Genomic DNA, 13,950 nt, shown 5'->3' with positions numbered 1-13,950 from the left:
GGGTTGCCGCTTTAAAATTAAGAATCTGCAAACGAAAATGCCAACAAGATTCTCAATAAGATGTTACTTAATGATCTTTCTAGACAATTCTCGCCCAATGGTTATCCCATTGAACGCCGCTAGCAAAAGTATTCTTTGACTCTGTAGGTCTTTGTTCGACCACTCTCCCTGCGCCAGAGCTGACGCGAAACTCATCACCGTAAGTGACGACACCAGAAGCATCTGGTAGTGCATTCAATTCAACCAACTGCCCGGTGGATTTCGACCAAATACCGTAACAACTTCCCGGAGGTGATGTTGCTAATATCCAATCTTCTGTCGCAGCAATGCTTGCCACATAATGATTAAAACGCGCCCACTGCTCCGGTTCAGCTTGCAAATCTTGCATCTCACCACCACGCGTATGCATGGCGATCAAAGCTGGGTATTCATCCGGCTCACCACGATATTGCTGACCGCAAAGCACTGTCTCAACACCATCATGTGCAAGGTGACGAATACTCAGCTTATGATCGGGTAAAGACACTTGGTCTAACAATTTTCCTTCTTGCGAAAGATAGCTCAGACTTGGCGTCATGGTATTTAGATTAAGCGGCTCGCGTCCATTCGTGTGGACGCCGCCAACACCAATGGCTAAAGCGCCGTCAGGCATCATGATGACTTCATGAGGTCCGAGACCAAATCCGCTCAATTCATCGATTTTTTGATACTGCCTTTGCGCATCATAAACTCCGATGATCCCTCGGCTTGTTCCCCTTTCCCCCTCAGTAGCAAATAAGTAATGACCATCATGGGAGTAAACACCATGCCCATAGAAATGGCGGTCCACTTTTGCTAACTCCAGTTTGACCATTTGCTCCGAACGATAGTCAAACACCATAAAAAAGGTGCCGGCACGACGACCAAAGACAACCGCATGACCTTGCGGGTTGGTCGCCACGCCATGACCCCGTTCAGGGATTGGCAGCGAAGACAGCGGCATGCCATGTTCATCGGCAACTACGGCAGCGTATTTGTCGCGTCCAATGATAGAGCAGCCAATCAAAGCAGGCTCGCGTGTGTTTGTTGAAGTGCAACCGAACGGCAGAACAGGGGCAGCCGCTCCAAACAAAGCGGCTTTCAGTAAGGTTCGGCGAGTTTGATCAGTCACCATCGGTTGCATTGAATCCTATAACGACACCAAGTTCGATAGCCACCTCTTCGTGGATCAGATACTTCAGTTGCTCAAGCTTGTTGTATTGTGCGAGAACCATTCGATAACCGTCTTTGGTTTGCAGCGCGGCAAACAAACTTTTATCTTCAGGCCACGTATCCAATGCCATATCAAATTGATGAACAACACGATCAGCTAATTCACTATGCCCCTGCTCACGAAGCAATGCATCTAAACCAGAGCCGTTAGCAAGATAGAGAGCCTGTAACGCTTCAAGGTTAGCCTTCAAGTTAGACAATGAGGTTTGTGAACGCCATGATTCTGAGAAATAAGGACGCGGTTTGCCTATTTTGGCCAATGGGCGGCTCAGCTTCTTCATGCTGTATTCTAATTGATTAGACAGCAACGAAATGTACTCAGACTCCCACTCCGTCATGTCTAATGACTTCCATGGGTTTTGTGCCCATGAATCTGCAATGATGTTTGCTTTGTTATTAAGGTTTTCTGCAATCGCAATACTGGTAGCACACGTATTGCTATTAGTAGATAAACTCGACGCCTTGTCGTAAAGCAACCATTCCAGCGCACCCAACCCTTGTACTGTTACGCTTTGAGTCGAAATATCCTCTGCGCTCCAAATTTGGTCAGACTTCGTTAAGACCGACATTTTTCGTCCAGTCGTGTTCTTCTTATCTGGCCAAAATTGCACATTCCAGCTCTGCTCTAATGCGGTCGCAGGTCCACGCTCTTGCCCTTGTAATGCCATCCACACCAACATGGTTTGATGCCATTGCTGCTTAATTTGTGCGTCACCTTTCATTTGTGAAGCACAGTATTCTGTGAGGCTCTGCTCTAACTTGGTTGTCTGAGTTACAAACGCCTGTGCCGCGTTAAACTCCACCTCGTATACGTTTTGTGAAATATGGCTTGTACTCTCGGGCTCAACAGAGCTTGACCCGTTTGTCGATTGGCAGCCAGCCAAACTTAACGTTGCGGCAATCGCACTCACTAACAAAGTTTTTTTCATGGTTGGCTCCTTATAGAGAATTCAGGAATGCGATCAATGCGTCGCGTTCTTTCTTGTTGAGCGCTAAAACGTTTTGCTTAGCCGTTTCTGCCTCGCCGCCGTGCCACAATACGGCTTCCATTAAGTTACGTGCACGACCATCATGTAAGAAGTAAGTATGACCATTTACCTCTTCGGTATAACCAATCCCCCATAACGGCGCGGTTCGCCATTCACGGCCATTCGCTAGGTACTCAGGACGGTTATCTGCCAAGCCATCACCCATGTCATGCAGAAGCATATCGGTATAAGGGTGAATAAGTTGCTCAGAAAGAGCCGGTAATTCCGGTCGCTTAGCGGTTTTTACGCTCGTCTTGTGGCAACTTTCGCAGCCAGAAGACGCAAAAATCTGCTGACCAAGCTGAACCTCGGGATCATTGATATTTCGACGTGCCGGTACTGCGAGGTGTTGACTGTAGAACTCAACAAAATCGAGGATATTTTTACTCACCTCTGGTTTGCCGCCATTAGGCATGTCATCACAAATCGTCTGCTTAGAAGTGCAGTTTTCGTTCGGGAACAAATGACTAGTTAGACCCACATCGCCGTTAAATGCAGCGGCGTTTTGTTGCATGAGCGTCGGTTGCCCTGCTTTCCAGCCAAATCGACCAATTGAGAAATCGTCTTTTTCGATGTCCCACACTTTATTCACTTTGCCAGAGATACCATCTTTGTTTGTATCTTGCTCGTCAGCCCAAGCCAGCAACGTTTTATCAGGAATGCTCTCCAGCAAACCAAGACCGATCATTGGCGGAGCAACACGCGCAGACAACTCTGTATCAGGGTGCATCGCCCCATAACCTAAATCCGTAATTTGCAGCACTGGCTTTCTGAGTACGACCTTGGTGCCATCTTTAAAAGTAACTGGCACGTCGGTGTAACTGATATTGATCTTGCCTTCCGGCGTTTGATCTTGCAGTGCAAAATCTTGTAGCTGCCCACCGTAAGTTGGCTCAGGGATACCGCCATCTTTGATGTACGCTTTTTTCTGCTCCGGAGTCATTGCTGGAATACTGAGGCGCACTAGCATAGAGACCGCATGCAAATCGTCTTTTTCCGGCGGATGACCACGCCCATCTTTGATATGGCAGTTTTGGCAACCATTCGTGTTAAACAAAGGTCCCAGTCCATCGCGAGCGTCTGTTGATGCAGGCGCTTGTACCCAAGGGTTACGGAAGAAACTGTTGCCGACACTAAAGTCCAGCCGTTTGCTCATCGGCAGGTTGGCAGCAGGAAGAGAATACGCGTTAGCGCCGTCTTTTTTGACGCTGGTTTTGCCACCAGACTTAACATCATAAGCCATGGCAGAAGAAGAAAGGAGCGCGACTAGCGCAGAATATAGGTATGGCTTCATATCATTGCTCTACTAATACGACAGGTGTGATAACAACGAGCTCAAACGGCAAAAGGGCTCACAAAGAGCCCTTATTTATTATGGTTTTCTTATTAAAACTCGTGATCAGCAGTATCAGGGCTTAAGCTGTCGATACCGACGATGTTCGCCGCTCGCTCAATCGCACCTGTTTGAGCTACCAATGACATGATCGTGTCATTGACTAGCGCATTGCCTTGCGTATTACCAGCTGCGATCAACTGGTCAAAGTGTTGGTTATTCTTCTCTGCAGAAGTAACCAGCTCGCCCACTTGGCTACGTGTTGTATCAAACTGCTTTTGGATCTCTTTTGCCGCTTGTTTGTCTTTTTGGGCGACTAAATCCGCAATACTTGGACCAGACAGTTCTTTTCCGTCAACACCTTTGTACGTACCTGTGTAAACGTTGTAGATGCCTTGCTCATTGTAGTAATGAGAGTTATGCGTGTTGTCTGAGAAACAATCGTGCTCATCTTCAGTAGAGTTTGCCTCTAGCGCTACTTTCATACGTTCGCCCGCTAGTTCACCTAGAGACAGAGAGCCCATGCCGAACAACATCTTACGAAGACCATTATCCGCAGATTCGCTTAGAAGCTCTTCACGGTAATTACCTTTTACTTCCGAAGACCACTGCTTCTCCATCCACTCAAGATCCTGAACCAACAGATCTGCAGCCGCTTTTAGGTACTCACCACGACGGTCACAATGATCATTCGTACATTCAGAACCAACCACAAAGTCAGTATAAGCACGCTGACCCGCACCCGCATTTGTGCCATTTAGATCTTGACCCCAAAGTAGGAATTCAATCGCGTGGTAACCAGAAGCAACGTTTGCTTCAGAGCCACCCACTTCGTTTAGATCCGCTAGCAACTCTGGTGTAATTTTTGAAACGTCTAGCTTAGACGCACCAATTTGTAGGCTTGTGTTTGCGATGATATTTGCTGCAGCACCTTCGTTACCAAGCTCATATTGGTAATCAGAAGCGACATAGTCAATCAGACCTTCATCGAGCGGCCATGCGTTAAGCTGACCTTCCCAATCATCGACGATTGCGTTACCAAAACGGAAAACTTCAGACTGTTGGTATGGTACGCGAGCGTCAAGCCAAGCTTGTTTAACTTCTTCAAGCTTTTTCGCTGATGGGGATTCAAGAAACTCATCGATTTTTACGTCGAGTGTTTTCGCTGTAGTCACAGAATCAGCGAACACGGCGTGTGCCACGTCAGCATAATGTTCGACCACTTGTTGTTTAGTTACTGTCGCAGCAACCGTAGAACCACTGGCAATGAGGAGTGATGCAGCAATAGATTGGACTAATACTGTTTTTGCATTCATCTGAAGCATCCTTGTTGAGCATTTTAATTATCGTATTGGTAGTGCTAATTATTCTTATTTGCACTTTTGTCCCGAGATAATACAAATTTACAATTTATTTGCAACTCCAGATACAAAAAAAGCCTCATAAAAATGAGGCCTTTAACAGTCATTATTGTCAAATTTATCTTTAAGATTAAACCTTTAGGTGGTGTTTCCCGTGTGAAACCTTTGCTTTAAGATAATTTTCATTGCCATCTTTAATGTGCGCTGAAGTGTTGACAACCTCTGTAATTTCAATTCCGTATTCCGATAACTCACGGATTTTTTTAGGGTTATTAGTTACGAGACGGATTTTTCCAACCCCTAACGCCTCAAGCATTTGTGCCGCCTCGGTGAAATCGCGCAAGTCATCATCAAAGCCTAGGTGGTTGTTGGCTTCATATGTGTTCATACCTTGGCTTTGTAAACGGTACGCATCAATTTTGTTGTACAAACCGATCCCGCGACCTTCTTGGCGAAGATATAAGATAATGCCACCTGACTCACCCATTCGGTTGATGGTTTCTTCCAATTGCTCGCCACAGTCACAGCGTGAAGAGTGGAACACATCACCAGTCAGACACTCAGAGTGCATGCGCACTAAAGGCATGTCTTGTGTTTGGTCTGCTTGCTTAAAGATAATTGCGACATGCTCTTTATCCGTCTTCAGACCGCGAAAAGACAGGATTTCGGCATCAATGTTACTGTTAGCCCCGACTTTAAATTCTACTCTGGCACGTACTTCCGCCATATCTACACTCACTCGATTTATTGCTTGATGCATGTTCGTTATTGCATTCATGGGATTGTTCTCATTTGCTCTTCAACTATGGGGATTGATACCGCATTTTTCAATGTTGAGATCACAACGAGCCCTATTCTTATGTGTGACAAGCTTGGAAATCCTATCGGAATAACACCCGCTAGCCGACTTTACAATTGTTATAATATAACATTTATGACGAACTACAATAAAAAAACCCCAGACATATTTGCCTGGGGTTTAGAAAGAGTTATTAAAATCTGGCATTCAATGCGTTTGGCTTCGCTTCCACACGGCGAGCTCAATCCAGACCGCTTCGAGTTCTTGAATTTCCTCGTCGGTCAACACCGCGAGAGATGAAGTGACTTGAGGCAGTTTCGGTGACTGCAATGCACGAATCTGCGAATAAAAGTCCTTTTTTAATTGCGTTATAACTGAATCCACTGCGTACACCTATTCATTCTTTATTACTCCTCCAGCTCAATTTATATCGTTTGCTATTCGCTGAAGCATTCATAAATTCGAGAAAATGATAACATTCTGTTTGTTATGTGCACAATTTATTTTTAATAGTGGAATAACGGTCACATTAATCACGCCTTATCATTCGGATCGAATATAGGACAAAAAAGATCAAAAATAACGCCGGAAGGATCCACAGCATGGCAGTAGAATAATTAAATGGTGGTTTATATAGAACAATATTCCCATAACGAGTCACCAAATAATCTTTCACTTCTTGATCTGAATGGCCTTCATTCACCATGGTATACACTTTCAAACGCAGGTCTTTTGCAGCCTGCGCGTTTGACTCAACTAAGTTTTGGTTCTGACACTGCGGACAGCGTAATGTCTTGGCTAATCTCGTTGCACGTTGTTGCAGTTCAATAGAATGAAACTCAAACAGATCAACATTCTGCACAATTTCTTCACTCTTTAGCGAAGAAGAAAATAACGCAAACGTGACTAGCATGAGAAATAGATAATTAAATCGAAACATTCAAATAACCTGAAAATATATCGTTCCATTTATCCGAAGTTAACTCACCTCGATATTTGATCAACACCTTGCCATTTTGATCAATCAAATACGTTTCTGGTGTTCCAATAACCCCTAGCTCAACTGCAAGCCTACCATTTGGATCACTGATCACCTCTATGTATGGATTTCGTTTAGAGCTCAAATATTCACGAGCAGCTTGATTGTTGTCTCGATAATTCAGTCCAATAATAACGACACCAAGCTCAGCAAGTTGCAATAATTCTTCATGTTCACGCTTGCATATGCCGCACCAAGATGCCCAAACATTCAGTAATTTATACTGTTCCTTTTTAAAAACTTGCTGAGTGACGTCATTACCCGAAAGTAAAGACGTGGCGGTAAATTCAGGGATGGATAAATTGCGCTGCTGAGACAATTCGACATTCGGTCTATCTGATAACGCGATAGTCACTACAACAGCAAATGCAATCACACTCCCGACTAACCCTGCTAGTTTAAGCGTATTTCTCGGTCGCATTGAATGCCTCTTTTCTTTTCGTCATTAATGTCGTGCACATACCTAGCACCGCTAGAATGCCGCCGATCCAGATCCACCAGATCCCAGCCCGATACTGCACTTTAATCGCATAAGCATGAATATCGACTTTATCACCTAACGTCACATAGTAATCCCCATACCACCGCGAGCGAATCGCTGGTTCGGTCATATTCATCACTCGCACAGGGTAATGGCGTTTCTCTGGCGTAAAGTTGAGACGGCTACCGTCCTCAAGACGCAGCTCGATCATTCCTTGCTCGGCAGTGTAGTTTGGACCTACTCGCCACTCTATCCCATGATAGTCGATGCTAATATCAGCTCTTTGAGACGTAGTACCCGGTTCTACACGCAGATTATATTCATATGAATAGTCACTATTAAACACAGCTCCGCAACATGCTACCGCAAAGCCAATATGCGCAAACACCATTGGTAACCGCAAACGTCTATTTTCTGTTTTAAATAGCATTAAGGCATGTGACACTCCGACCCACGTTGACAATACTAGCGTGATAAGGCTTGTCAGATGAATAACGTCGACAGTAAAGATAAAAGCACACCCGACAACAAACGAGATCGCGCCTGCAGTTCCGGTTTGGGAAGCCATCGTCTGATTGATGCCTTTACTCCATTTCAGTATGGGCATTAGCGCAAGAGCAACGAGCGCTAGCAGGCTTAAAGGGAAGATAAGGCTGTTAAAATACGGTGCTCCTACTGAAATATTCCCCAACCCCAAGAGTTGATAAAGCATAGGGTAAAAGGTGCCGAGAAAGACGATTGCTGTCGTCATAACGAGCAATCCAATTGCAAAATAAACGGTGTAGGCTCGGCTGGTTAATGTGTGAAGTTGAAAACGGGCGATATGTTCGCCTTTGGTGATAAGCAAGGCAAAAGTCACAATCACTAGCAGACACAGCACGCTAAGCAGTACAAGACCTTTGGTTGGATCTACAGCAAATGCATGCACCGAAGTGAGCACACCAGAACGCACCACAAATGTGCCGAGAATACTCAAGCTGAATGTTGCAAAAGCTAACGCATAAGTGCTCCAAATTGCCCCCTTGTTTCTCGTCGCAATGACTCCACTATGAAGTAACGCACTACCAGTTAGCCAAGGAAGCAACGACGCATTTTCTACTGGGTCCCAGAACCACCAGCCACCCCATCCAAGTTCGTTATAAGCCCACCAAGACCCAACGATGATACCCAACGTGAGAGTGCCCCAAGCAAAAAGTACTGGACCACGTGCTGCGTTATACCATTCATGAATTGGTCGCGGACCTAACAGCGCCGCTAGAGCAAATGCCAAAATTGCCGCATAACCAACGTAGCCCAAATACAGCAAAGGTGGATGAATAATCAGCCCTACGTCTTGCAACATCGGATTCAAATCCCGCCCTTGTGTAGCCAACTCTTGCGCGTATTCAAATGGATTAGACGTAAGGAGTGTAAACCACGCAAACACCGCAATCAGAATATTCATAATACCTAAACAATCAGCGGCGTATTGCCCACTAATAGGTAACTTGCGTGCTATGTAAGAAGCCCAAAGACTTAACGTGACCACCCAAAACAACATCGAGCCTTGGTGTCCTCCCCATGCGGCAGCAATTTTAAATGCCATGGGCAATTGGCTATTAGAATGAGTGACCACGTACTCTAAGGCGAAGTTGTCCTGAATAAAACTGATGATCAATAGGGTTAAACAAACTAAAGAGGCTAAGCTGATGATGTGTGACATCGCTATTTGATGGGGCAATACCACCTTCTTATTCATGGCGCGCCTCATCCAATGCAATAATGCCGTACAAGTCGATGCGACACCGACCAGTATCAATAAGAAAAATCCCAGCTCAGCCTCCATTTTTCCTCCTTTATACGATGGTCATTTGACCGGCATAGAGAATGAAGGTACGAAGCATCAATACCCCAACCAAACTCAAAGAAGTCACTACGAACACATAGCCACCTTTGTGACGAACTTCGGCAGGCGTCAACCAATTGAGCGTCAAAGGCATTAACATGCCGATGAGGATCACGCCTCCCCAGAACCATTGTGCCCAAAAACCCGTCGATATCGCATTCCAAGCCGCGACTTCGTTCTGACCACCGCTGAAGATCAGTCCGGTAAAGAAGGTAACTAGGACAAACAACTCAAACAATACGACTGGGCGTTCAAATCCGTGTACCCATGACACACTAGGACTGCTGGTTGGTTCTTTAAATACCAAGATACCAAACATCAAACTGGCCGCAGCACCGGAAGACAAACTTGAAAATAGGAACAAGATTGGTAGCACTGGATTGTTAAGCATTGGGTAAGTCTTGAGTGCAGACAATAAGAAGCCAGTGTATGCCGCGAGTACAATCGCCAAGAAACCTAAGAACAATTCTACGGCATTATTCGCTTTACCTGCTTTGATCAAGACAGTATCCGCCAAATCGAGCAATTTGCTCGGCAATTTTCCTTCACAAAAACGGATGATTTGATGACGGAAAATAGTGCCAATCCACACGAACAAAACAATCATATAGACTTGGAACAGGATGACGCCCATCGACATAACTGACGTCGGGTTGTAGTAAATCATGATCTTCCAAAACTCGAGAGGTTTGGTTAAGTGGAAAATCAAAATCACTAATCCCGAGATAATGCCAAATGGTGCTAGCCAAGCCATTGCTTTCATGATGCCATTATTCGCCGGATCACCTTCAATGACTTTGCGCTTAAGATAGAGCGCTATCATCACAGCTCCTGCCGACATGCCCGCTAAGAATAAGTAAATCGCGATGATCCAATCCCAGACTAACGAGTCAAAATGGAAAGCACTTTCAAAGCCGTTCATGATGATACCTCCCCTTTACTATGCGGAATTTTGTACAGCTTAGGTTGCGTACCCAAATGTGATTTATCGCGGTACACCACATGGCTTTCTATCGCTTTACTCACGTCACTCGTTGGATCGTTCAGATCGCCAAATATCAGCGCCTTAGTTGGGCAAGATTCAACACAAGCCGGTTGTTTACCTTGCGCTAAATTGGTATCTCTACAGAAGTTACATTTGTCCGCAGAATGGTCGACGGGATTAAAGAAACGCACTTGATAAGGACAAGCAGCAAGACAGTAACCACAACCGACACACTTTTCCTTGTGTACATCGACAATACCAGTCGCTTCATCTTTATAGGCAGCCCCTGTTGGGCATACATATACACAAGGAGGGTTATCACAATGCTGGCAGGACTCTCGAGTGAACTGATACTCCACGTCAGGAAATTCACCAATCGGTTCACCACGGTGAATTTTAAGGCGTGTCACGCCATCAGGCACCTTATTTACTTCTCTACAGGCATCAGTACAGGCGGTACACCCAATACAAGCGTTCTCATCATGCACCATACCTAAACGTTTACCTTGTTCACTGTCGCTGGCATAAAGAGAGGAGCTCACAACAGAGGTGCCTGCAACGCCCGTGGTCAATATCAATGCGCCGCTGCCGGCTAAAAAGTTTCTTCTCGAACATTTCATGCTATCTCTCCTCTTCTTTTGCGAGCTCAGGTTTGACGGCAAATTCAGAGTGACAATCCACACACTGTTTGATCAGTTGCTTTCTGTCGTACGACAGCGCTTTAGTTTTGGCGGCGTGTACATCATGACAATTTGAACAAGTGAGCTTTTTAGCATGCACATCATGTGTCCAGTGGCTTTCTCTTAGCTTTGTTGGTGTATGACAATCCACACACTGGCTGTTCGCTTTGAGGATCAAGCTTGGGTCTAAGAACACTTTGTCGTGCACCGCTTTCGATTGAGCCGCTGAAAACTTGATTACATCAGGCGCGCCTTCTCGATGGTCAGGACCGATATTACTATGGCAGTTGGTGCAATTAAGCTGTTTACCCTGACTGAGTAACGCTTGAGGATCATGCGAAAGGTTCAGAGTCTCTTTGGCATCCTTGTGACATTGCAGACATTTATAGTCTCTGTCACGGATCAACTCGACTTGATGACGCTCAGATTGAGCTCCATCAATTGGCTCTGAAGAAGTCGCATGGGCGGCGATGGTAAAACCATAGATGGCAAGGATGAAGAGAAATTTCAGCATTGTCTCTATGGTCAATTTTATATTGCCCATATTTTTCTTTCCTTAGCTCGATAATAATTGATAACTATTCTCAACTATTTATTTGAGCGACAATTAATTTCCTCTGAAGATATTTTCCAAATCTTCAAATGACATCAATTCTTATTTCGGAAAGCCACAACGCTAAACCTATATTTATAATACCTCTATTATTCATAAGGGGTAGAAACACCTGTTCAAAAAGCGAACTAAATCACCCTATTTTTAAAATGGTTAAAAAGCCAACCCCTTATCAAACAAGACATTAACCACTACCCCTTTAGAGGTATATAAATCTAAATATGATTGAGATCACTGGTGTAAATTGATCTAAAACAAGACAAGTTTCGCTCACTATTTCATCTCCTTAATTAACTAATAATATTAACTTTAGATCTCCGATTCTTATTTGGAATAGCTCCTCACAACGCTGCTAATAAAAACGAATATGGAGATAACACCGTGAGCATAAAACACTGGATGAGCGCACCAATCGCGGTTGCGACCTTATTCGCCAGCCAATTATTTTTGGCCGGCGCTCCGTTGGCAGCAGAAGAGAAAGGTCTCATGGACCCTCGCAATGATGCCTTTGAGCAACAACACCCTGACCAATACCACTCATGGAAAGCCACCTCTGAGAGCGAACATATTGAAGATGCCCTAGGCGAAGATCCGAACATGGTAATCTTATGGGCAGGCTATGGATTCGCGAAAGACTACAACAAGGCACGCGGTCACTTTTACGCACTCGATGATGTTCGCCAAACTCTACGTACCGGTGCACCTAGCGATGAGAAGTCCGGTCCCATGCCAATGGCGTGTTGGAGCTGTAAAAGCCCAGATGTGGCGCGTGTGATTGAAGAGCGAGGTGAAGACGGTTATTTCGAAGGGAAATGGGCACGTTTAGGCTCAGAAATCGTCAACCCGATCGGTTGTTCTGACTGTCATGACACACGCTCTGAAGAGTTTAAGAAAGGTGAGCCTGCTTTAGCATTGACCCGTCCATACGTAGAACGTGCATTCGATACAATAGGCAAAAACTTTGATCAGCAATCTCGCCTAGATAAACAAGCATCAGTATGTGCGCAATGTCACGTAGAGTACTACTTTACGGGTCCGACGAAAGCCGTCAAATTCCCATGGGACATGGGCACTACCGTTAATGACATGGAGAAATACTACGACGCGCTAAATTTCAAAGATTGGACGCATGCAGTCTCCAAGGCACCAATGTTGAAAGCACAGCACCCGGGTTACGAAACGTGGCGTGATGGTATCCATGGCAAAAACAAAGTGGTCTGCGTGGACTGTCACATGCCTAAAGTAACCAAAGAAGACGGCACAGTTTACACCGATCACAAAGTGGGTAACCCATTTGATCGTTTCGAAGACACGTGTGCGCAATGTCATACCCAAACCAAAGAACAGCTGCAAGGCATCGTTTCGACTCGCAAAGCGCAAGTACTGAACATGAAGCTCACTGCCGAGAAGCAAATCGTGGCAGCGCACTTTGAGGCAGGAGCTGCATGGAAAGCCGGGGCAACAGAAGAAGAGATGCAACCTATCCTTCAAGATATCCGCCATGCACAATGGCGTTGGGATTACGCAATTGCCTCTCATGGCGTTCATATGCACGCGCCTGAAGTGGCACTTGAAGTACTGGGTACTGCAGTCGACCGCGCAGCAGACGCCCGTACTAAGCTGGTTCGTTTACTAGCGACGAAAGGCATTACTGACCCAGTACAGATCCCTGATATTTCAACTAAGGCCAAAGCACAACAAGCTCTTGGGATGGATATGGAAAAAATGAACGCGGACAAGAAACACTTCTTAGAGACCGTGGTTCCAGATTGGGATAAAGCAGCAGCGGAGCGCGAAGCAACGTACTAATCAACTAAGATAACACCATGCAAAGTACAGGGCGCACAATGCGCCCTTTTTGTTTGATCGTAGGAAAAGACGAACTAAACCCAGCTCGCCTTATAATTAACGGCGAGGAAGTCTCGGTCTGGGCTGTATATTTGGACGTGTTTTAGGCATTTGAATGCTAGGTTTTGCCGCCGGGCGCTGAACTTTTGTCTCTGGTCGCGTTTCTCTTTGTTGCACTTTTTCTTTCAATGCTTTGTCTTGCATCAACGCTGGTTCGATGCGTTCCGGACGATTCTCCCATTTAGTTTGAATCTCCTGCTTTTGTTCTTCTGGTAGCGATTGCCAGTGATCGTCAAGCTGACGTTTCATGGTGTCGATGTTGGCGGACATATCATCGTCTTTCCAATCTTCAACTTTGTCTTTGATGGATTGTTGTTGTTCTTCATCCAAACCGTTCCACCACGTTTCCAACTTCTCTTTATACTCGTCATCGTTATCACAACAACCTGGGTAGTAGTAAATCCAATAATCATCATGATCGTACCACCATGGGTCGTAGTAACCAGAAGCGTAATAAGCCGAAGATGAGGAACCGGAATGATCGGAAGAGGTACAACCCGCCAACACGGAACCGCATAGCACCGCTAATATCCCTAACGCTTTATTGTTCATTCATCACCCACTTTCCTTTTACTGCTCCAGAGGCT

14 protein-coding genes are annotated in these 13,950 nt (G+C 45.3%); 1 reads left to right on the top strand and 13 read right to left on the bottom strand.

The features are described from left to right. Positions 1-79 precede the first annotated feature (79 nt). From NL647_RS20460 to nrfB, 12 genes are all read right to left on the bottom strand, one after another. On the bottom strand, positions 80-1,162 hold the full coding sequence (locus NL647_RS20460; RefSeq protein ID WP_253650625.1) for a DUF1513 domain-containing protein: 1,083 nt from the start codon (positions 1,160-1,162) through the stop codon (positions 80-82). Further along, the gene (locus tag NL647_RS20455; RefSeq protein WP_017189465.1) at positions 1,143-2,180 is read right to left on the bottom strand and encodes an imelysin family protein; all 1,038 of its coding nucleotides are present in this window, start codon (positions 2,178-2,180) and stop codon (positions 1,143-1,145) included. The genes NL647_RS20460 and NL647_RS20455 overlap by 20 nt, the downstream gene beginning before the upstream one ends. Before the next feature lie 10 nt (positions 2,181-2,190). Further along, complete coding sequence (locus NL647_RS20450) at positions 2,191-3,573, bottom strand: di-heme oxidoredictase family protein (protein WP_253650624.1); 1,383 nt, start codon at positions 3,571-3,573, stop codon at positions 2,191-2,193. A 92-nt stretch (positions 3,574-3,665) separates the two neighbouring features. Further along, positions 3,666-4,928, bottom strand: a complete 1,263-nt coding sequence (locus tag NL647_RS20445; RefSeq protein WP_005445123.1) for an imelysin family protein — start codon at positions 4,926-4,928, stop codon at positions 3,666-3,668. Positions 4,929-5,103: 175 nt separating this feature from the next. Next, on the bottom strand, positions 5,104-5,751 hold the full coding sequence (gene ribA / locus NL647_RS20440) for a GTP cyclohydrolase II (protein WP_253650623.1): 648 nt from the start codon (positions 5,749-5,751) through the stop codon (positions 5,104-5,106). Between the two features lie 228 nt (positions 5,752-5,979). Beyond that, positions 5,980-6,156 carry a hypothetical protein gene (locus NL647_RS20435; RefSeq protein WP_005445119.1) on the bottom strand — a complete coding sequence of 59 codons (177 nt, stop codon included), beginning with the start codon at positions 6,154-6,156 and terminating at the stop codon, positions 5,980-5,982. Between the two features lie 145 nt (positions 6,157-6,301). Then, the gene (gene nrfF / locus NL647_RS20430; protein WP_005445117.1) at positions 6,302-6,712 is read right to left on the bottom strand and encodes a heme lyase NrfEFG subunit NrfF; all 411 of its coding nucleotides are present in this window, start codon (positions 6,710-6,712) and stop codon (positions 6,302-6,304) included. After that, positions 6,699-7,232 carry a DsbE family thiol:disulfide interchange protein gene (locus NL647_RS20425; RefSeq protein WP_253650622.1) on the bottom strand — a complete coding sequence of 178 codons (534 nt, stop codon included), beginning with the start codon at positions 7,230-7,232 and terminating at the stop codon, positions 6,699-6,701. Before NL647_RS20425 ends, nrfF begins: the two co-directional genes overlap by 14 nt. Next, entirely contained in the window at positions 7,210-9,117 is a 1,908-nt protein-coding gene (locus tag NL647_RS20420; protein WP_253650621.1) for a heme lyase CcmF/NrfE family subunit, read from the bottom strand. Before NL647_RS20420 ends, NL647_RS20425 begins: the two co-directional genes overlap by 23 nt. A gap of 10 nt (positions 9,118-9,127) precedes the next feature. Then, on the bottom strand, positions 9,128-10,099 hold the full coding sequence (nrfD, locus tag NL647_RS20415; RefSeq protein WP_005445111.1) for a cytochrome c nitrite reductase subunit NrfD: 972 nt from the start codon (positions 10,097-10,099) through the stop codon (positions 9,128-9,130). Beyond that, entirely contained in the window at positions 10,096-10,782 is a 687-nt protein-coding gene (gene nrfC / locus NL647_RS20410) for a cytochrome c nitrite reductase Fe-S protein (protein ID WP_017189460.1), read from the bottom strand. The genes nrfD and nrfC overlap by 4 nt, the downstream gene beginning before the upstream one ends. A gap of 1 nt (position 10,783) precedes the next feature. Further along, a complete protein-coding gene (gene nrfB, locus NL647_RS20405; RefSeq protein ID WP_253650620.1) occupies positions 10,784-11,386 on the bottom strand; it encodes a cytochrome c nitrite reductase pentaheme subunit in 603 nt (200 codons plus the stop codon). A gap of 450 nt (positions 11,387-11,836) precedes the next feature. Between nrfB and nrfA the strand changes: the two genes are divergently transcribed. Continuing rightward, a complete protein-coding gene (gene nrfA, locus NL647_RS20400) occupies positions 11,837-13,264 on the top strand; it encodes an ammonia-forming nitrite reductase cytochrome c552 subunit (RefSeq protein WP_005445107.1) in 1,428 nt (475 codons plus the stop codon). 96 nt (positions 13,265-13,360) lie between these two features. Here nrfA and NL647_RS20395 read toward each other — a convergent pair whose 3' ends face one another. Next, entirely contained in the window at positions 13,361-13,915 is a 555-nt protein-coding gene (locus NL647_RS20395) for a hypothetical protein (protein ID WP_029790964.1), read from the bottom strand. Positions 13,916-13,950 lie beyond the last annotated feature (35 nt).

Origin of the sequence: Vibrio sp. Y29_XK_CS5, assembly GCF_024181835.1 — a bacterium.
Classification (GTDB): Bacteria; Pseudomonadota; Gammaproteobacteria; order Enterobacterales; family Vibrionaceae; genus Vibrio; species Vibrio harveyi.
This window is presented reverse-complemented; position numbering and strand designations above follow the sequence as displayed.